The organism is Frondihabitans sp. VKM Ac-2883 (assembly GCF_015350875.1).
GTDB lineage: Bacteria > Actinomycetota > Actinomycetes > Actinomycetales > Microbacteriaceae > Frondihabitans.
On sequence record NZ_JADKSF010000007.1, the window covers coordinates 65,659 to 85,635 of the forward strand.

Consider the following 19,977-nt stretch of genomic DNA (forward strand, 5'->3'; position numbering starts at 1 on the left):
CAACTCAGTGGGCAGCGAGCCCTCCCGCAAATTCACGGGATAAAGAGTCCAAGGATCTGCACCACTGCGAGTAAGGGGCTCCGCAACGCGTATCACCCCGGCCCAACGCACCCCTAGGTCCGACATGCGGGTGAGGCGGGTGGCGCTGAAACCATCCCCACCGTCACTCACCGTCCGCCTCCGATTTTGCGTCGCTATCGCTTCCAGAAGAACTGGCTTGACCCGCTGCCGGAACGTTCTGGTAGAGACCGGCCGTGATCTTGTTGACAATGAAGGTCAGCTCCTGCCACTCCTCCAAGGTGCTGAAGGGCTGACCGATGCCCGCTCCGGAGGGAATGGTGGTGAGCTCGGTGATCTGGTCGTCAACGTGCGTCAATCCCGTGCGAATCGCAACGCGAAGTCGAGCCGCACGAGCGGCATCCGTCTCCTGCGTCGGGGAAGACGCACCTCCCGCGAGATCCTGCTTAGGTTTGGCCGCTCTCTGCGGATTGCTCGCCGTAACAACCTCGCGCTCCCGCATGAGCCTGGGCTGACCGGAGTTGTCGACCAGGAACTGATTCGGATGCTCTGGATCAACCATTCCGACGCGGTAAGAGCTTGCGATCTGCGACGCGTTCGAGTTCGATTGCAGGTCGCGTTCAGTGAAGCTATTCGCGGCAACGCCACTTGCGTCGAAAGCGTTGGCCGCTCGAGCCAGAATCCAGAGCCCGTATTCGTTCGTTCCGAGGCCACTCACGACATCGCTGACTGATGCTCGGAAAGGAACGAGATCCATCGACAATTTGCTACCGACGTTGGCTGTGAGCAGCTTGTCGGTCACAAGAGCGATTCCTCCCGCGACTTGCAGCGTCAGGCGAGCGTTGACGTCGCCTGCGAGAGCAGGGGCGATGAGCTCAGTGAAGTCGGCAACGGGTACCGGCTTCCAGGACAGCCCGAGGGCCCCTTTAGGAATTGGAGCACCATCACCCCACGCCGAGCGTGACTGTGCCAGCGTGGCAGCTTTAACCCCCCGCCACGGACGGTCCACCACGGGGGCCATCAGACTGACGTATCGGCTATCCGCAATTCGCGTCAACCCCAAAATGGCGCGCAACTCTCGCTTCATACCCTTGTAGACCTCAGGGTTGCAGAGAGTGGCCACGACGTACACACCCCTCCAGAGCGGCGTCGGCGGAATCGAGGTGTCACCGAAGATCGAGCCCAATTTGGACTCGTCGATAATTCCTGTCGCCAGGTCGGCCACGTCCTCAAGAAGTTCCCCAGAGTGACGAACACGATGCATGGCCCGGTCCGCTACCTCGGCAAACTCGGCCGCCTCGTCCCAACCCTTGAACTCGACGTGGATCGAGGACACGACAGCACGAATTGCATCGTCGAATTGCTGGTCTGAGGGCAGAGGGTTCCCAGGAAGGGGGTCGATGCCGACATAGACCTGCGCCGGCAGTGTAAAAGTCTGCCCAACACGGATCGCGTCCTCATCAGGTTCACCACCAGCGATGCCCAGGGTGAAGCGGCTTCTGAGGGTCGTCGCTGCGTCGTCCCTGCCCCGTGCGTACTGCTGTGAAACGGTGAGGTCCTTCGTCCGAGCCGAAGATTTTCGAGTCAGAAGTGTGGTCACCATTTCCTCCGCAATCTCCTCCGGAGTGGGTTTGCCCTTCATCCGCGCGGCCGTAGCACTCACGAGACGCGTCAAACCATCGCGAACTACGAGCACATCAATCGCTTCCGAACCATCTTGGAAAGTCAGGTGTGCCTCGTGAGCGATGATCGGTCGGGACACCCGGCGAGCAAGGATGCTTTCGTCGTAGCGCTTGCCCGTTCGACGTGTTTCCCTCACTGTCTGGCGAAGGTAATCGGCCAAGTGCCGTACGGACTGGAATGAGAGTTCCAGGGCGGCAGTTGGCCCTCCATCACTACCCGTTTCGCCTGAGATCACGGGAGCTGCCGTCGACTGAGCTGAAGCTCCAGTTCTTGGCTGAAGCAACGGAAACAACTCCGTCGTGTAGAGGATGGCCGGAAGCGAATGCAGCGTCGCAGCCTCGACGATCTCGTTGGTAAAGAGATTGTTTTTGACCATCGATGCAGCGACCTCGGGATAGACCATCCCCTTGGCGACTGCATGAAGCCCGTCCTCTGAGAGCGGCACTCCAGCGGCAAGCGCATCCCTGACGAACTTGATGCGATCTCTCGCCGCGGTGGGCCCAGGCAAGTCGAACGAGAAGTTAGAGATGACAAGAGGCTGCTCATCTCCCTTGAGATCAAGCTGCGGCTGCCTTGCCGTCGGAGGTGCCTCCGAAATTGCAGGCGTAGCCGCTCGAGCAGGTGAGCTAGGGGCCAGGAACTGTGGCACGTTGTTACTCATGGGATACCTCGTATCCGATTCCCTGGAACTGCCAACCTTGTCGTCGACGTCCTGCCCTTACGGGACACAGGGGAATTCATTGTCTGCGCTGCGTCTCCTTCATGCGGGCTTGGTCCGAACTCTCGACCGAAAAAACCAGCCATATGGATGGCAGTTCATTCGTCTCCAGTACCCATAGGGTCCTCTGAACAAATTTCAGAGTCGAAGCAAACACACCCAAGGGGCGCGACCATCTAAAGCTAGTCGCCGCGATTGTCCATGTCAATAGCGACTTTTACATATTGCGATTTTCCCTCAGGACTTGAGCGCTCGGGCACGACGGTAGAACGTCGAACGAGAGTGGCCTAGATCGCGCAGTACCTGCGAGGCCGCCTCTCCCCCATCGATCAGGTGGACGGCGCTCCGGATCTGCCGGTCAGTCACCTTTCGAGGGCGGCCACCAAGGTCTCCCCCGATAGCTCGACGCTTGGTCACCGAATCGGTGATCCGCTCCTTTTTGATATCAAGCTCCATCTGAGCGAGAGCCGACATCACCGTGAACACCATCGATCCCATTGGCGTCGAAGTGTCCACGTCCCCTCCCCCAAGGTTCAACACGCGAAGACCTGCGGACCGTGCCCGAAGAGCTTCGGCGAAAGACAGCATGTTCTGCGTTGACCGACCCAGACGATCCAGCGTCGTCACGACCAGGGTGTCACCCTCATAGATTGCGCCCAGTGCTCGATCAAATTCCGGGCGGGACGATCGAGCACCGGAAACTCCCTGGTCGACATACAGGTCATCTCTGCGAACGCCGGCAGCCAGAAGATCCACCTCTTGCCGGTCCGTTACCTGTTGCTTGGTCGAGACTCGCGCGTAACCGATCAACTTGCCCACCGGACCTCTAAGGTGTCCCAAAACTATCGATGGCTACGCGAATTCAAGCAGACACTTTTGGCACATAGATACGGAAAGTTAGGTGTGGCCGAAATCCGGGCGGGAGCCCCACGGAACGCACGCCGACGTGGCACAGCTCATATCCCTATGGCTTCGAGACCCCACCCGACCATGGATATTGGGGAGGGGGACGAGGCATCGTCAACCATGCATGAAAGGATGCGATGCATGCCCGTAGAAGATGACCTCCTCGCACATCTGGCAAAATTCGAGACAGCACCCTTCTTGTTCGTTGGAAGTGGCCTGTCGCGAAGATATCTTTCGACGGACGACTGGATGGGCCTACTCCGGAGGTTCGCCGAGAAGACGGATTACTCGTTTGAGAGGTACCGCGCGGATGCGAGTAAAGACACAGGGAAGATGGCCTCCGCGATAGCTGCTCGGTTTAGCTCCATCTGGTGGGAGTCCGGCGACTACCAGACGAGCAGGGAGGCATTCCCCGATCCCGAATCCGGACAATCGCCTCTTAAAATCGAGGTTGCGAAGTACTTGGGCGAGGCGGCAAAGAGTGCACCGCAAGCCGGGCCCCTGGCCCAAGAATTGGAATGGCTGAAGAGCGCGGTCGTCGAAGGAATTATCACGACCAATTACGACACCTTGCTGGAAACGCTTTTCCCGCATTTCACCGTCTACGCCGGCCAAGACGAGTTGCTCTTCAATAACTCGTTTGGAATTGGTGAGATCTTCAAAATTCACGGCAGTTCAGACGTGCCGGAGAGCATCATCTTGACCGCGGAAGACTTCTCGAGATTCAACGACCGCAACAAATATCTCGCGGCCAAGCTGCTGACGATCTTTGTGGAGCACCCCATCGTCTTTCTCGGGTACTCCCTGTCGGACCCGAATATTCAGGAGATTCTTCTGAACATCGCGGAAGTGTTGACCGCGGAGAACTTCAGCAAGCTGCAAGACCGGTTGATCTTCATTCAATGGTCCCCAGAAGCCATTTCGAGCGAGATGACGCATACGTTCCACTCTGTGAATGGCAATGCCATCCCGATTATCTCCATTCCGGTTAATAGTTTTGAGGACGTTTTCCGAGCGCTAGGCCGTCTTAAGCCCAGAATTCCAGCGGGTGTTCTTCGGCGGGTCAAGGAGCAGGTCTACGACCTTGTCTCCACCAGCGAGTCCAAGGGCACCTTGCTTGTTCGAGATTTGAACGACGACGTCGATCCTTCCCAGGTCGAAATCGTGATCGGTGTCGGCGTGCGGCAAAAGCTCGCTCTCGAGGGTCTCGTAGGCTGGAATCGGAAACAGGTCATGTTCGAAACGCTTGAGCACAATCTGATGGGGAATCAGGACGCCATGCAAACGGTCGCCCGAGAAGTGCTTCCCCAGCATCTGTCGGGATCGACGAACTGCTCAGTCTTCTACTACCTCCTTGGCGCAGGACGCCTTGGATCTTCAGGAACGCTCGCCGACCCAACGGGCCTGCACGCGAGAGTGACCAACCGCGTGGACACCGCGATATCTCACCTGCGGTTCCCAACAAACTTCCCCAAAAAATACGCGTTGCTCGCCGGGCAGTACGAGTCGTTTGAGGCAATGACGACCGACTTGGATCACCAGACCTGTTTACAAGTGCTTCAAGTGATCGACCTTTCCAAGGTCCAGGACGAGCACCTACGTGGATACCTCCGCCGCAACTACGAGGAGACTCCGGACGGTAAGCCAACAACGCTATGGGCGAAGGCCGTCTGCATTTACGACGCAGTCGCCTTCGGACCCCTGAGAGGCCAAGAATCGGCCTCCTAACCCAAGTGCGCCAAAACGCATGCGTTGCGACACACTCTGCCTTTTAGCGCCCGGGCGACATAAATTGGACGCTGCTCATCCGATGCGTGTAGGAAATCCGATCACGGCCTAGCTAAGCCGGCTGGTCGTTTTCACCAGAGGCATCCTCAGACCGTCGCCGATCGCGCTTAAACAGCGTGCCCAACGCATCCGAAACACCCGCGGCTGCACCCTTTAGCGCCTCACCGGCTTCCTCCGCGGCCACTCTGGCCCGTGGCCGATCGGCAACACCATCGCCATCGGAGTCGACCGCGCGGAACGCTTCCGAAGCCTGTTCCAGCCCCCTGACGCCGATCCGTTTGGCCGCCTGGGCTCCGGTCACACCCGTTGTCACAACCTTCCCGCCAGTTTCCGTGACGGCCCGACGCCAACGGCGTGCATCTGCATGTTCGTAGTCCGACGCGATGCCGACGCGACCGCGGAACTCTGTCAGGCCGTCTGAAAGCTCGTTGCTCGACTTCACCGCAGCAGGCGAGTCGAATGGGTTCAGCAGGACCCGGGAATTGGCCCGAGCGATCGTCTCGTCCATCTGCACGAGCAAGCGAGCGGTAGTGCGCCCCACGAGCTCCACTCGCTTCTTTCGCGCTGCGGTCAAGCCCGTTCGGTGCTTCTCGATATCTTCCGATGAGCCGTCGAGAACCCGATCAAGCTCCAGCACCGAAACGGCATCCTGCAGCTGCATGGTGCGCGCAAGCACAGCGAGCCATTCCCGAACCCGGGGATCGGTGGCCCGAATCGCCTTCGCCATGTCGCCTAGATCCGACTTTTTCGCAAGCTTCTCAGCGACAGCGTCGAGCTGACGTATCGCATAGGCCTGAGTTCGAGCAATCGTGAAACCCGCACCCTGCACCTTCGACCAGGTCACCTCCGACACCCGGCCGGCGTGCTCCCGAAGAGTCATGGCGTCCTCGATGATCAGGTCGACGCCGATCATGTCGGCGAGAACGGCATCGGTCTGAGAGCGGAGGATGTCATCGACCTTCTCGTTGATCTCCTCGAGATATTCGACGATCTCGTCCATCTGCTGCTGCATGGCGCGCTGCTGCATCATCGTGGCCAGAGCGGTGAACGCGAACGGGCCACTAAGAAGAGCTGACGGGGCACGCGCGATCTGAAGCCACTGCTTGATGTTGCCGGGATCGCCCACCATGGCGTGGCTCACGCCTGGGATCTTCGTCGGCATCAGGCCATACGCCTTGACCGCGTTTGCCGACTCGGCCGTGAGCTTCACCCAGCGTCCCGAGTTCGCCGCGATATCCGCACCCACCTGCGCCGCGGCGCCGGCGGTGGTCGACGCCGACCAAACCCGGTGCAGGCTAAGTTTCTCCGCCTTGGCATGGCCTAACTGCGCAGACACGAGAAAACGATCTATGTCGGTATCGCTCCCGATGATCGTCAGTCCGTCCCCATCTTGAACGAGCTCGATTTCTCCAGACATCCGTGACCCCCAAGTCGCCGTCTTGACGTTCAGGCACGCCATGGGATCAACCTAGCTCGACCAAGCGACACCGAGCACTTGGATATGAAGGTTGGTCAGATTCCTGCGGTTTGAGACCGACGAACTAGGCCAGGACGGGGACAGCTATGCCAGTGGGTCTGTGCGACGTCCGGCGATCCTTTGCAGAACTCGCCGCCCGCACCACTTTCGTCGACGGGTTGTTCGTGCCGATAATTCTCAAATACATACGAGATCTTGACTTCGCCATAACGAATGACGAGACCTGGGACAGCATCACCTGCATGGCAGACGTCCGGCCCACGGGTGACGGGCACGGGAGAGGCGAACAGTACATCTGCCCTAAAAGGAGGTAGGCGCACGTCGCCAATCCCGGCGACCTGCCGCCGCAGCACACCGACGAAGCGTGTCACGAGGAGCCCCGTGCCGGCCGCCAACGGACCGGCGAGTGCGTATTGCCCGAGAACCCGCCCCACGTCCCCGCAACGGTGCGCCGACTTGGACCGGCTGCGATACTGCAGACATGGTTCGTACTGGTGCTCGAGCACGGACGCTTCGACAGATTCTCTTGACCTCAGGTGCCGTTGAATCGGCGTCCAAGCCATCCGCACCACGCCTCGAGCACTTCCCAACCGATGTCGCAGAAGGTATTACTGCCATGTACCACCGTCTTGGCGGCGTCTTAGTAGAACCACGCCTAGCACCAGGCTCGTGGGACCTGGCCTTTGACGGACTGGTGGTCGAGCTCGACGAGGAAATGCATTTCCACAGATACAGGGCATTGACGCTGAATGCGCCGTGGGCTGCTCGGCTCCCTTGGACCGACAACTACCGAGTCTTCGCGGCCTCGTTCGAAAAGCGTGCTGGTACGGGAGGGAAACGATGGACCAACCCGTCGGCCGAGCGAATGTTCGGCCCGGCGGATCCAGACGGCATCTTCGATTTCCACGGCTCTCCCCGTTGGCGCCAGCGAGCCTTATACGACGCCATGAAGGATGCCTCGGCGGCCGCGGGCCTCGTTCGCCTCGCCCGTATCTCCATTTACGACCGCATCGATGAGGTTCTCGTAAACGACATCCTTTACGGTCGCGCTCAAGTCGAGCCCACCGCCATAAAGGCCTTTTTCGACTCGCGCACCGTGAAGACTTCTCCCTAGCCGTGCGACGGGACAACTCATGGTGTGTGCGGGCGCTGGGTGAACCGCGCTGGAACGAGTGGGAGGCGGTCGAGACACCAACCCTGGTGATCTACGCCGACGGCGGCATGTTCTCGGAGGAGCAGAAGTCGGAGTTCGTCCGCCGAGGCCGAAATACTCGAAGCATCGACGTGACCGACGCCTCCCACGACGCACACCTCGACGCGTTCGACCAGTGGATAGGCGCCTTGCGCACTGTCCTCGCGGACTAAACACCCGGGCATTCCCCGCACCATTCCGCCGGTGAGACCTACTGCTCGCGACTCAACCGAGCGAGCATCGCCCCGTGGGGTCGAGGCGTCGAAGTGGCGGCCGTGCGCGTATGGGTCTCGATGACCTCGAACCCTGATTGGCGAAGCACGTCCGCGAGGGCCTCGGGCGGCCACCGGTACGCGGTGGCTATGGCATGGTCGAAGGGTTCAACTTCCGGTCCCGTGAAGAAACCAACGAGGAGCTCGCCGTCCGCCCGCAAGACACGAGCGAACTCCGCGAGCGGCTGCCGAATCGAGGCCGGCTCATGGTGAATGAGCGAGTACCAGGCGAGCACTCCCGCGAGGCTGCCGGTCGCGTCGGGCAACGCGTCGATGCTTCCGACATCGAAACGCGCTCGGGGGTGGGTCGCCCGGGCGTGCTCGATGAACTCACGGACCTGGTCGATGCCCCTCGCATCGAGGCCGCGCTCGGCGAGATAACCGGTCCACTGCCCCGGGCCGCATCCTGCATCGAGCAGGGGGCCGTCGACTCCCTCAGCCCACGAAGTGATGAGCTGCCTGTCCGACGCGTGGACGACCGACAAGGACCCGAGTCGTTGCGTATATTCCTTGGCCCGCCGCGAATACGATGCTTCGACGCGAGTGCCCATGACAGACACCTTAGAAGTGCAGACCCGACAGAGCCATGCGCACCAGACGCCCGCACAGACTCAACCGTGCAGGGTCGCACCCACCACGGTGACCACACCGACGGCAGCCGGCAAGCCCACGATGACGGCGAGCGATCCAAGGACCCAGGCTTTGCGGCGCCTGGCGGCTCGCCGCTCGCGCTCTCTCAAATTTTTGAACCACTGGATGTAATTCGTTGATGGCGTGGGCGATGTCTGGCTTCGAGCCCACGTGCCGGGCTGGAGGGCTGCTTGGCGAACAGCACCCGGCGAGACGGAGCCGCTCGAGGCTGAGACAGTTCGTGTGAGAAACCGTAGGAGCTGATCGATCGTGACGACGGCGACATCCTTCGGTTCACCCTTGTTGGTCACAGTGGCGCCGACGACCACGATGACGGCCAGGGCATCGACGGTTCCACCGGTCGCCGCGGAGAGCAGCTTCGCGGCGCGCGCGGCCTCGTGGCTGGAGTTGCGCAGATACGGCTGCCGCTGCCCGTTCACCAGGAATGCCTTCGACGAAACCCACACTTTGCCGCCGGGGCTGTGTTTTGTGTTCAGAGTGAGCACACAACCGGACGGGCTCACAAGCACGTGATCGATGTCGCTGCCCCGATCCCCTACCGGAACCGAATGGAGAACGAGCCACCCCTCGGGAAGGCGACGAAGCCGCTCTGCGACTGCCTGCTCGCCGAGCAGACCGACGTACCAACTGCGCGCCGCTGGAGGAATACGGCTATGCCCGAAGAGCCGCGACGCGAAGGAGGTCGGACCCTCGGGCCCCACGGCATCATGGAGCGCTGTCATCAGCGACTCTCCCGGAACGCGATTTGCAAGTGTCGAATTGGACATGTGGGCCCCCTTTTGCTGGGGCGTCAACAGTCGAGCCCCCGTCTCCCACCGTAGGAGCAGAGGGTTTCGCATCGCTGCCACCAGTTTGGGGCGATAGTCCGCTGCACGAGCGTGACGTCTTTCTTTCGGAAGCCTGCAAGAGCGCATACGGTAGACACGCCAGCACAGCCTGCCGATGTGCTCCACATCAGACTGCTGCCCGAACGACGGAGTTCTCTTGTCTCAGCTACCGACCGACGACGGCTTCCGAGCACTGACAGTGCAGCTGAACGCCGTACAGCGCGAGCACGTCTGAGGGGGTCTCGTGGATAAAACAACTCGCCTAGTAGTGACGGTCGTTCTGACCGTCTTCGGTGCGACCTTCCTCGTACTCGGAGTCATCGAGCTCGTGGCGCGACACAGCTATTTCCTCGGCCCCCTCCACGTGGCGACGGGTGTGCTGTGGCTGGTCGGGGTCATCGTGATACGGCGGCGGGCACCCCGGGTCTGAGCAAAGTAAGCACGAGGACTCCTCCAATGCCGCCCGCGGCAGCTAGCCGATCGGTCCGAAATCCCTACGACTCCCGCACCACCAACCGCACCGGCTCCACGTGCCGTCCGGTGCGCGGCCGACCGTCGATCGCATCGACGAGGGCCTGGGCAGCGGAGCGGCCGAGGTCGTCGAGGTTCATGTCGACGCTGGTGAGGGGTGGGCGGGATTCGCGCACGAGGATGTCCCAGTTGTCGAAGCCGACCACCGAGACGTCGTCGGGCACACGGCGGCCCTCCTCGCGGAGGGCGTCGATGACACCTCGGGCGATGTGGTCGCTGCCGGCGACGATGCCATCGAGGTCGGAGTGCGCCGAAGCGAGGAGCCGCGCACAGTCGCGACCCCAGCCCTCGCCCCACTGACCGAAGAGTGCCTTGCCGCCGACCAGTGGGATCCTTGCCTCTTGCATCGCCTGGGCGACGCCCTCTGCGCGATCGCGGGCGGCGGCGTACGAGGCCTCGCCGTTGACGAGGGCGATGCGGGTGCGGCCCGCCTTGAGCAGGCGCTCGGCGGCCAGGCGGCCCGCCATCACGTTGTCGGGAGTGAAGGAGGTGTCGGCGTCGTCGTCGGAGGGGGCGTAGACGTAGACGACCGGCACATCGCCGGGCACGGTCGCTGGCGGGCGGGAGTTCGTGGTGCGACCCACGATGAGCAGGCCGTCGACCCTGCGGGTGAGCAGGGTCTGCACCAGGAGCTGCTCGCGCAGAACGTCGTCACGAGCATCGGCCAGCAGCACCGAGAGGGAGCCCGAACCGAAGGCGTCTTCGGCGCCGAGCAGGATCGGCAGCACGAAGCGGTTGTCGAGGTCGCTCGTGATCATGCCGATGGTGTTGGTGCGCGTCGAATTCAGGGCCTTGGCGAAGAAGTTCGGGGTGAAGTCGAGCGAGCTGGCGGCCTCTTCGACGCGCTGGCGGGTCTCTTCGCGCACGTGGGTCTTCTTGTTGAGCGCCTTCGACGCCGTGGCGATCGAGACGCCAGCCAGGCGGGCGACGTCGGCGAGCGTCGACTTCGGGAGGGAGCCCGTGTCGCCCCGCTGCTGTTCGGCCATGTTCCGAAATTAGTTCACGAAGTCGTTGACAAGCAAACTAATCGGCTATTAGGTTCCTACCGAAACCAGTTTCGGTTTCGATTTCAACGGAGAGATCACCCTCACAGCGGGCCTCTCTTGACCTAGGCAACCTGCAGACACTCTGCATTCAGAGAGGAATCACTGTGATCTTCACCCCTCGCCGCAAGCGCGCCTTCGCCGCGGTCGTCGGCATCGCCACCGCCTCCGCCGCGCTCACCGGCTGCTCGACCGGCGCCGGCAGCGGCTCGGCTGCGTCCGGCACCTACACGTTCTGGGATCCGTACCCCCAGTTCGACGCCTCGTCGGCCTGGACCAAGCTCGTCGAGAAATGCGGCACCGAAGCCGGCGTCACCGTCAAGCGGACCGGCTACGACACCTCCGACCTGACCAGCAAGGCCCTCCTCGCCGGCCAGCAGGGCAACTCCCCCGACCTGCTGCTCGTTGACAACCCCGTCGTGTCGACGCTCGCCGACGCCGGTCTGCTCACCGACACCGCCGAGACGAAGACGAGCACCAGCGACATCGAGAAGAACATCCTCGCCGCCGGCCAGGTCGACGGCAAGACGTACGGCGTGCCCATCGGCGCCAACACCCTCGCCCTCTACTACAACAAGAAGATCCTGTCGGCAGCGGGCGTCGACCCCGCGAAGATCACCGACTGGACGTCGCTGACCGACGCACTCGCCAAGGTCAAGGCCAAGGGAGACAAGGGCATCACCTTCGCCGGGATCGGCACCGAAGAGGGCAGCTTCCAGTTCTTGCCCTGGTACTGGGGATCGGGCGCGAACCTCGACCAGCTCGACTCGGCCGACGCCGTCTCAGCCCTGTCGCTCTGGACCGACTGGGTCAACAAGGGCTACGCCCCCAACTCGGTGATCAACAACACCCAGACCACGTCGTGGCAGGAGTTCCTCACCGGCGACTTCGCCTTCAGCGAGAACGGCACCTGGCAGCTCGCCGGAGTGAAGGCCTCGAAGATCGACTACGGCATCATCTCGATCCCGGCCAAAGACGGCGGAGCTGCTCCCGCTCCGACCGGCGGCGAGTTCCTCACGATCCCCGTGCAGAAAGACTCCGCCCGCTACGCCGTCTCGGCGAAGATCCAGTCGTGCCTCACGAGCACGGCGAACGTCGTCTCGACCGACAACACGCTCTCGTACGTCGCTCCGACGAAGGCCGCGCAAGAGAAGCAGGTCGCTGACAACCCCGACCTCGAGCCGTGGGTGACTGCGGTCGGCGATGCCAAGGGCCGCACCAGCGACAACCTCGGCACGAAGTACCCGAAGATCTCGGAGCAGATGTGGAAGGCCGTGCAGAACAGCCTCAGCGGCTCGCAGTCGGCCGAGGACGCACTGAAGCAGGCCCAAACGGCTGCGGCTGCAGCCACCAAGTAGTACCAGCGGCCTCGAAGGAGCACGCACCATGAGCAACACCATCATCGAACGCCCCGAGGCCGCTCCGCCGGCCGGGAGCCCGGCCGTGGACGCCGGGCCCCCGGTCCGCCCCTCGCTGAAGAGGCGCTTCCGCGCCGACCAGCTCACCGCGTGGGCGTTCATCCTGCCCGTCGTGGCGTACCTGGTGATCTTCTACGCCTACCCGCTGATCAAGAACGTCGACCTGGCGGTGCGCGACTACACGGTGCGGTCGTTCATCGACGGCACAGCGCCCTTCGTCGGGTTGGCCAATTTCGTAGCCGTGTTCCAGGATCCTACGTTCGGCCCGGCCCTTCGCAACACGCTCCTCTTCACCGGGGTGTCGATCGCCTTCCAGTTCTCGATCGGGATGGCGCTGGCGGTGTTCTTCTTCCAGAACTTCCGTCTCTCGTCGACCCTTCGCGCGCTGTTCCTGGTGCCGTGGCTGCTGCCGCTGATCGTCTCGGCCTCGACCTGGTCGTGGATGATGAACAGCGACTCGGGCGTCATCAACTCGGTCATCACATCGTTCGGTGGCACCGGCATCAACTGGCTCACGTCACCTCAGTGGGCGCTGATCGCGGTCATCATCGCAAACATCTGGATCGGGATCCCGTTCAACCTCGTCATTCTCTACTCGGGGCTGCAGAACATCTCGACCGACATCTACGAGGCCGCCTCGCTCGACGGGGCGAACGCCTGGCAGAAGTTCTGGCGCATCACCTTCCCGCTGCTCAAGCCGGTCTCGGCGATCACGATCCTGCTCGGCCTCGTCTACACGCTGAAGGTCTTCGACATCATCTGGATCATGACCAAGGGCGGCCCCGGCAACGCGTCGACCACCTTCGCCATCTGGTCGTACCAGCTCGGCTTCGGCTCGACCCTGCCGAACTTCAGCCCGGCCGCGGCCGTCGGCAATCTCCTCATCGTCATCGCCCTGATCTTCGGGTTCTTGTACCTGCGCGTGCAGAGAAAGCAGGCTCAGTAATGTCCGCCACCCTCACCCGACCCGCCGGCGCCCGTCCGGCAACAGCATCGGCGAACGCGCCCAAACGCAACCGCGGCCCGCGCACGATGTGGAAGACCGCCCTCGGCGTGCTCTTCACCGCCATCATGCTGTTCCCCGTCTACTGGATGGTCAACGTCTCGCTGACGCCGGCCTCCGAGATGCGCAGCACCCCGCCGTCGTGGTTCCCCTTCAACGCGACCTTCGACGGCTACACCCAGGTGATCCAGCAGCAGCTGCCCTACCTCGGCACCAGCCTGCTGGTCGGCCTCGGCACGGTCGTGCTGACGGTCGCCGTGTCGGCACCGGCCGCGTTCGCGCTGGCCAAGCTCCGCCCCCGGGGCGGTGGCGCGCTGTCGTTCATCTTGATCGTCGCGCAGATGATCCCGCAGGTGATCATCGCGATGGGCTTCTACGCGATCTACCTCAACCTCGGCATCTTGAACCAGGCCGGCGGGCTCATCATCGCTGACTCGACCCTCGCGGTGCCGTTCGGCGTGCTGATCTTCACCGCGTTCATGTCGGGCATCCCCGACGAGCTGATGTCGGCCGCGAAGCTCGACGGCGCCAGCACCTGGCGCACGTTCACCTCGGTGGTGCTGCCGGTCAGCCGCAACTCGGTCGTCACGCTCAGCCTCTTCGCGTTCCTCTGGGCCTGGTCGGACTTCGTCTTCTCGTCGACCCTCAACTCGGGCGGCACGTCGCAGACGATCACGCTCGGCATCTACCGCTACATCGGCAACAACAACCAGGACTGGAACGCGATCATGGCCACCGCCGTCGTCGCCTCCATCCCCGCGACGATCCTCCTCGTCGTTGCCCAACGCTATGTCGCCGCCGGTGTCACCGCCGGCGCCGTGAAGGACTGACCCATGACCCAGCTCGTCGACACCCCCATCCCCTCCGACCCACAGACGCACCCCGCCTTCCGAGGCGGCCCCGTTGCCCCGTCCACCTCGAAGCTCACCCCGCTCGACTCCACCGAGATCCGGCTGACCCAGGGCTACTGGCGCTCGTGGCAGCAAAAGAACTCCGACGTCGTCCTCGCCCACTGCGAGGCGTGGATGGAGCGGATCGGCTGGATCGGTAACTTCGACCGGGCGGCCAGCGGCGACACCGGTTGGGAGCACTCCGGCATCGAGTTCGTCGACTCCGAGATCTACAAGCTGCTCGAGGCGATGGCGTGGGATCTCGGCCACGGCGAGAACCCTGACCTGCAGCAGCGCTACGACTCCCTCGTCGACCGCGTCGCCTCAGCGCAGGAGGCCGACGGCTACCTGCACACCAGCTTCGGCCGACCCGGCCAGCCCGCCCGCTACTCGAACCTCGAGTGGGGTCACGAGCTGTACTGCTTCGGGCACCTGATCCAGGCGGCCGTCGCGCGAATCCGAACCGCAGGATCCGGCCGCCTCGTCGAGGTCGCCATCCGCCTGGCGGACCACCTCTATGCCACCTTCGGCCCGTCCGGACGCGAGGCCGTGTGCGGACACCCCGAGATCGAACCCGCCCTCGCCGAGCTCGGTCGCGCGACCGGCGACGCCCGCTACCTCGAGCTCGCGGCGCTGTTCGTCGAGCGTCGCGGCCACGGTCTACTGAAGCCGATCGAGTACGGCCAGGAGTACTTCCAGGACGACCAGCCGGTGCGCGAAGCGGAGACCCTCCGCGGTCACGCCGTCCGTGCCCTCTACCTCGCCTCCGGGGCCCTCGACGTTGCGGTCGAGTTGGGCGACGAGGCCCTCGCCGCGGCCGTCGAGCGGCAGTGGAGCCACACCGTCGCGACTCGCACCTACATCACCGGCGGAATGGGATCGCACCACCAAGACGAGGCCTTCGGCGCCGACTTCGAGCTGCCGCCCGACCGCGCCTACTCCGAGACCTGCGCGGGCATCGGCTCGAACATGCTGTCGTGGCGGCTGCTGCTGCAGCACGGTGACACGAAGTACGCCGACCTGCTCGAGCGGACGCTGCTGAACAACGTGATGGCCTCGCCGCGCGAAGACGGTCGGGCGTTCTTCTACACGAACACGCTGCACCAGCGCGTGCCGGGCAGCGTGCCCGACGAAGGCGAGCTGAACGCCCGGGCCCTGTCGAGCCTCCGCGCACCCTGGTTCGAGGTCTCGTGCTGCCCGACGAACGTCGCCCGCACTCTCGCCAGCGTCGAGCTCTACTTCGCGACCAAGACCCACGACGGCCTGCAGCTGCACCAGTACGGCAGCTACGACATCGACACGACGCTCGACTCGGGCACCCCGGTCTCGTTCTCGGTCGTCAGCGGCTACCCGGCCGAGGGCCGCATCGTGGTCACCTCGCGCGAGCAGACGACCAGCGAGGTCACGTTGACCCTGAGGATCCCCGCCTGGGCCGGCCATGCCGACGTCACCGTCGGTTCCAACGATCCCGAGCGGGTCGACGGCGAGACGGTCAGCGTCACGCGCCGGTTCGCCCCCGGCGACACCGTCGTGCTCGACCTGCCGATGAAGGCGCGCTGGGTCACACCTGACCCGCGGATCGACGCCGTTCGCGGCACCGTCGCCGTGGAGCGCGGGCCGCTCGTGCTCTGCCTCGAGGAGCAGGCGTCCGAGCGCACCGTCAACGACGTTCGGGTCGACACCTCGGCACCGCTGGTGACGACCGACACCGGGGCCGGCGTGACGTTGGTGACACCTGCCGCGCCCGGAACGGCCGGAACTGCGGGCACGGACGGCCTCGGACGGGCGGGGTGGCCGTACGGCGAAGCCCCTGCCGATGAGGGTCGGGGGGCGTCGGAGGGGATCCTTCGCCCCTATGCCACCTGGGCGAACGAGGGCCCGTCGACCATGCGGGTGTGGTTGCCGACCGCCTGATCGCCCTTTCTCGGGCGGGGCGGCTGATCCGCCGCCCCGCCTGCGATCACGCGGGCGCCGGGGTCAGGCGCCGATCGCATCCAAGCGCGCGACGACATCGGCCGACAGCTCGAGCCCGGCGCCGGCCACGTTCTCGCGGAGGTGCGCGCGCGACGAGGTACCCGGAATCAGCAGCAGGTTAGGAGACCGCTGAAGGAGCCAGGCGAGGGCCACGGACATCGGGGTGGTGTCGAGTTCGGCCGCGACGGATCCTAGAGTTTCTGACTGGAGCGGAGTGAAGCCGCCCAGCGGGAAGTACGGCACATACGACACGCCCTGCTCCGCGAGCGAGTCGATCAGCGCGTCGTCTCGGCGGTTGGCGATGTTGTAGAAGTTCTGTACGGTCACGATGGGCGCGATGGCCTGGGCCTCGGCGATCTGCTCGGCGTTGACGGTGCTGAGCCCGAGGTGCTTGATGAGTCCTTCTTTCTGCAGGGCGACGAGCGCCTCGAACTCGGTCGCGATCGAGCCCGGCTCGGGGGCGTCGAACCCGCCCACACGGAGGTTCACCACATCGAGCGCCTCCACGCCGAGGCGGCCAAGGTTGTCGTGCACCTGCTTCGTCAGCGACTCGGGAGTGGTCGACGGGATCCAGTTGCCCTCGTCATCGCGCTGCGAACCGACCTTCGTGACGATGCGGAGGTCGCTCGCATACGGGTGCAGCGCCTCCTTGATCAGCTCGTTCGTGACGAAGGGGCCGTAGAAGTCGGCGGTGTCGATGTGCGTGATGCCGAGCTCGACGACCTCGCGCAGCACGGCGAGCGCCTCGTCGCGGTCGGCAGGCGGGCCGAAGACGTGGGGGCCGGCGAGTTGCATGGCGCCGTATCCGACGCGGGTGAGCTGGAGGTCGGGCGCGGCCGAGAAGACGCCGCCGGGGAGAGTCGTGTTGGTCATGCATCCATCGTGCGCCCGGTGGAGCGCGGGCGGCAGTGCCCCGGCGTTCCTGGGTCTGGCAGGGCCAGGCACGATCGGGCCGCCGCGCCCCGTCTCGTGTCTCAATCCTGAATTACCGCACCGGCCGCGCGGCTCGCACTATTACCGTCCTCGGGCACACCGAAGCCCCGAACAGCGAACGGATCGGGGCTTCGGCGCGGGGGCGGTCAGGCGACTTCGAGCTCGCGCTCCTCTACAGCATCCTCGGCGAGAGCCTCGGCAGGCTCCGCGACCGTCTCGTCGACGATCGGCGCCGCGGCGGCGACCCCGGCGACCTGTGTGAGCGACGCGCCGTCGGTAGCGGCGGGCCAGCCGATGGCCTCGTCTGCGCCGCGGAGGTTGCGCAGCCACCAGGCCCAGTCCTCGGGAACGAGGCTGAACGGGTCGGCGTAGCCGAGGAGGCGCGCGGCGTACACGGGCCAGTGGGCATTCGCGAGGGCCGGGCGGCCGAGGTAGACCAGGTCGAGCAGTTCGCCTTCGATCACGCGGTTGGCGATCTCGGGCTGGCCGAGGTTCCAGCTCGTGGCGACCGGGATACCCACCTCCTCCTTCACGCGGGTGGCGTTCTTGACCATGCCGCCGAGGGTGCCGATGGGGATGTCCCCGCGCATGTCGTCGGTGTTAAAGCCGATGCTGAGGTCGGCGAGGTCGAGGCCGTGCTCCTTCATCCAGCCGATGGCAATGATCGACTCGTCGACGGTGGCGCCGCCCGGGTGCAGGTCGTCGATGCCGAGCCGCATCGTCAGCGGGATGTGGTCGGGTAGAACGGCGCGGACGGCGTCGAGCGCCTCCAGGTGGAATCGGGTGCGGTTCTCGAGGCTGCCGCCGTACTGGTCGGTGCGCTGGTTGGCGAGCGGCGAGAAGAACTCGCTGCCGAGGTAGCCGTGAGCGAAGTGCATCTCGACCCACTCGTAGCCGGCCTCGACGGCACGGCGAGCCGTGTCGGCGTAATCCTGCATGAGCTGTGCGATCTCCTCGACGGTGAGCGCGCGCGGCACGTACGGCATCGACCCGCCGTAGGCGATGGCGGAGGGAGCGCGGGTCTGCCAGCCGGCCTCGTGCTCCGGGGGAAGCATGTGGCCGCCCTCCCACGGGGTGACGAGGCTGCCCTTGCGGCCGGTGTGGCCGAGCTGGATGCCCGCGACGCCGCCCATCGACTTGATCATGTCGACGACGCGCTTATGGCCTTCGATCTGGTCGTCGTCGTAGAGGCCGGCGCAATGCGTGGTGGTGCGGCCGTCGGGGGTGATCGCGATCTGCTCGGGGAACACGAGGCCGAATCCGCCGGCGGCGCGGGCGCCGAGGTACATGAGGTGGAAGTCGTCCAACTTGCCGTCGGTCGAGCGGTACATGGTCATCGGGGACATCGCGATGCGGTTTCGCAGCGTGACGCCCTTCAGCGTGTAGGGCGTGAACAGGTTCGGCATCGGGATCCTTTCGAGGGGGCGGGGGTGGGAGTGAGATCAGTGGACCATCGGCATGTGCCCGCGGCGATTACGCGGCCGTTGCCGAGCGGTAACTTTCTGCTCACGCCCGCTGACGACGGGTGAGAGGTCGGTGCGCGCGGGTGTCGTCGTGGCGGGCGGCGGCGTCGGCGTAGCGATCGAGTACGACCTCGACGAGTTCGCGCGGGGCTGGCCCCTCCGTGATGAGGAGGGGGTCGCATATCAGGTCGGCGTTCATCGCGTGGGCGAGGTCGTTGAAGTAGCCGGGCGCGAGCAGGTAAGTGCTCACGACCACGCGAGCGTCAGGATCCCCCTCCCGGGAGTTCCTGATGGCGTCCGCCAACGGCGGCTGAGCCGCGCTGATGAACCCGACACTCACCTCCCGGTGGATCAGCACCCCGAGGCGCCGTGCCATCTCGAAGCAGTCCTCGACGGCCCGGGCGTCGGTCGAGCCGGCGCAAGCGAGCACGACGCGATCGGCCCGGCGGAGGCGCGCTTCGCCCAGCCGTCGGGCGAGGAGCCGGGCGATGCGGTCGTCGGGCCCGAGTGCGCGGGCGATCGCCACGTCGCGGTCGACCTTGTCGGCCTCGTTCACGAGGTCGACGTGGACGTGGAAGCCGGCGCTGAGCAGGAGGGGGACGATGACGGCGTCGGCGTCCGGTGGAAGCGACGACAGGACGGCGGGCACGTCGGGCATCTGCACGTCGACGTGACCACCCCGGACCGATGCGGTGGCGACCTCGGCGACCGCCGCCACGAGGTTCTCGACGGCGAGCTGGCCGGCGGGCGAGGAGGTCCCGTGCGAGATGGCGAGCAGGGCGGGCGGGCTCGCAGCGAGCGAGAGAGTCACGGCAGCTGCACCTCGACCATGCCGTCGACGATGCGGCTCGGATAGCTGTCGATGCTGAGGCCCGGATGCGAGAGACCCGCGCCGGTGCGGAGGTCGTAGACCTCCTTGTGGAGGGGCGAAGCGAGCGTCGGTGCATCGCCGCGGGAGCCCACGATGCCGCGCGCCATCACGAAGGCGCCGGTGTGCGGATCCTGATTTCCGACCGCGTACAGCTCGTCGTCCGACACTTTGATGAGAGCGATCTGATGGCCGTCGAGCAGCACGGTCTCGCCCCAGAGGGGCTCCAGCTCGGCGGCGGCGCAGGCGGTCGTCCAGGTCATGGGATGACGCTACGTGGACCGTGTTTCAGCCAGCGGCAGAGTCTGGTTACGCGCGCGTG

Annotated in this window: 18 protein-coding genes; 8 read left to right on the plus strand and 10 right to left on the minus strand. The window is 64.5% G+C overall.

The window, feature by feature from the left end; all coding sequences use genetic code 11:
- Positions 1-163: 163 nt before the first annotated feature.
- The gene (locus ITJ49_RS13370; RefSeq protein WP_194606094.1) at positions 164-2,362 is read right to left on the minus strand and encodes a hypothetical protein; all 2,199 of its coding nucleotides are present in this window, start codon (positions 2,360-2,362) and stop codon (positions 164-166) included.
- Between the two features lie 294 nt (positions 2,363-2,656).
- Positions 2,657-3,238 (minus strand): recombinase family protein, encoded by a 582-nt coding sequence (locus tag ITJ49_RS13375; protein WP_194606096.1) that lies wholly within the window; start codon positions 3,236-3,238, stop codon positions 2,657-2,659.
- 228 nt (positions 3,239-3,466) lie between these two features.
- Between ITJ49_RS13375 and ITJ49_RS13380 the strand changes: the two genes are divergently transcribed.
- Positions 3,467-5,053 carry an SIR2 family protein gene (locus tag ITJ49_RS13380; RefSeq protein WP_194606098.1) on the plus strand — a complete coding sequence of 529 codons (1,587 nt, stop codon included), beginning with the start codon at positions 3,467-3,469 and terminating at the stop codon, positions 5,051-5,053.
- A 112-nt stretch (positions 5,054-5,165) separates the two neighbouring features.
- On the opposite strand, the gene ITJ49_RS13385 is transcribed toward ITJ49_RS13380, so the two are convergent.
- Positions 5,166-6,572 carry a hypothetical protein gene (locus ITJ49_RS13385; RefSeq protein ID WP_194606101.1) on the minus strand — a complete coding sequence of 469 codons (1,407 nt, stop codon included), beginning with the start codon at positions 6,570-6,572 and terminating at the stop codon, positions 5,166-5,168.
- Positions 6,573-7,071: 499 nt separating this feature from the next.
- On the opposite strand from ITJ49_RS13385, the gene ITJ49_RS13390 reads away from it, so the two are divergent.
- On the plus strand, positions 7,072-7,704 hold the full coding sequence (locus ITJ49_RS13390; protein WP_194606103.1) for a hypothetical protein: 633 nt from the start codon (positions 7,072-7,074) through the stop codon (positions 7,702-7,704).
- 26 nt (positions 7,705-7,730) lie between these two features.
- Positions 7,731-7,955, plus strand: a complete 225-nt coding sequence (locus tag ITJ49_RS13395) for an alpha/beta fold hydrolase (RefSeq protein ID WP_194606105.1) — start codon at positions 7,731-7,733, stop codon at positions 7,953-7,955.
- 38 nt (positions 7,956-7,993) lie between these two features.
- On the opposite strand, the gene ITJ49_RS13400 is transcribed toward ITJ49_RS13395, so the two are convergent.
- Positions 7,994-8,605 carry a class I SAM-dependent methyltransferase gene (locus tag ITJ49_RS13400; protein WP_194606107.1) on the minus strand — a complete coding sequence of 204 codons (612 nt, stop codon included), beginning with the start codon at positions 8,603-8,605 and terminating at the stop codon, positions 7,994-7,996.
- 60 nt (positions 8,606-8,665) lie between these two features.
- Entirely contained in the window at positions 8,666-9,472 is an 807-nt protein-coding gene (locus ITJ49_RS13405; RefSeq protein WP_194606109.1) for a nuclease-related domain-containing protein, read from the minus strand.
- Between the two features lie 304 nt (positions 9,473-9,776).
- On the opposite strand from ITJ49_RS13405, the gene ITJ49_RS13410 reads away from it, so the two are divergent.
- The gene (locus ITJ49_RS13410) at positions 9,777-9,962 is read left to right on the plus strand and encodes a hypothetical protein (protein WP_194606111.1); all 186 of its coding nucleotides are present in this window, start codon (positions 9,777-9,779) and stop codon (positions 9,960-9,962) included.
- Between the two features lie 64 nt (positions 9,963-10,026).
- Here ITJ49_RS13410 and ITJ49_RS13415 read toward each other — a convergent pair whose 3' ends face one another.
- Complete coding sequence (locus ITJ49_RS13415) at positions 10,027-11,049, minus strand: LacI family DNA-binding transcriptional regulator (protein WP_194606113.1); 1,023 nt, start codon at positions 11,047-11,049, stop codon at positions 10,027-10,029.
- A 164-nt stretch (positions 11,050-11,213) separates the two neighbouring features.
- Here ITJ49_RS13415 and ITJ49_RS13420 point away from each other — a divergent pair, with 164 nt between their 5' ends.
- Genes ITJ49_RS13420 through ITJ49_RS13435 form a run of 4 tightly spaced genes read left to right on the plus strand, consistent with a single transcriptional unit; the run spans position 11,214 to position 16,331 of the window.
- The gene (locus tag ITJ49_RS13420; protein ID WP_370544520.1) at positions 11,214-12,464 is read left to right on the plus strand and encodes an extracellular solute-binding protein; all 1,251 of its coding nucleotides are present in this window, start codon (positions 11,214-11,216) and stop codon (positions 12,462-12,464) included.
- A 28-nt stretch (positions 12,465-12,492) separates the two neighbouring features.
- Positions 12,493-13,470, plus strand: coding sequence for a carbohydrate ABC transporter permease (locus tag ITJ49_RS13425; RefSeq protein WP_084816075.1), 978 nt, complete (start codon positions 12,493-12,495; stop codon positions 13,468-13,470).
- Positions 13,470-14,357: a carbohydrate ABC transporter permease gene (locus ITJ49_RS13430; RefSeq protein WP_194606115.1), complete on the plus strand. Its 888-nt coding sequence runs from the start codon at positions 13,470-13,472 to the stop codon at positions 14,355-14,357. The genes ITJ49_RS13425 and ITJ49_RS13430 overlap by 1 nt, the downstream gene beginning before the upstream one ends.
- A gap of 3 nt (positions 14,358-14,360) precedes the next feature.
- Positions 14,361-16,331: a glycoside hydrolase family 127 protein gene (locus ITJ49_RS13435; RefSeq protein ID WP_194606117.1), complete on the plus strand. Its 1,971-nt coding sequence runs from the start codon at positions 14,361-14,363 to the stop codon at positions 16,329-16,331.
- Between the two features lie 63 nt (positions 16,332-16,394).
- Here the strand turns inward: ITJ49_RS13435 and ITJ49_RS13440 are convergent, their stop codons facing one another.
- The 4 genes from ITJ49_RS13440 to nirD all read right to left on the minus strand — a co-directional run bounded on the left by ITJ49_RS13440 (position 16,395) and on the right by nirD (position 19,918).
- On the minus strand, positions 16,395-17,264 hold the full coding sequence (locus ITJ49_RS13440) for an oxidoreductase (RefSeq protein ID WP_194606119.1): 870 nt from the start codon (positions 17,262-17,264) through the stop codon (positions 16,395-16,397).
- Between the two features lie 206 nt (positions 17,265-17,470).
- Positions 17,471-18,730, minus strand: coding sequence for an NADH:flavin oxidoreductase/NADH oxidase (locus ITJ49_RS13445; RefSeq protein ID WP_194606122.1), 1,260 nt, complete (start codon positions 18,728-18,730; stop codon positions 17,471-17,473).
- Between the two features lie 100 nt (positions 18,731-18,830).
- Entirely contained in the window at positions 18,831-19,598 is a 768-nt protein-coding gene (locus ITJ49_RS13450) for a CbiX/SirB N-terminal domain-containing protein (protein WP_194606124.1), read from the minus strand.
- Positions 19,595-19,918, minus strand: a complete 324-nt coding sequence (nirD, locus tag ITJ49_RS13455) for a nitrite reductase small subunit NirD (RefSeq protein ID WP_123940572.1) — start codon at positions 19,916-19,918, stop codon at positions 19,595-19,597. Before nirD ends, ITJ49_RS13450 begins: the two co-directional genes overlap by 4 nt.
- Positions 19,919-19,977: the final 59 nt, after the last annotated feature.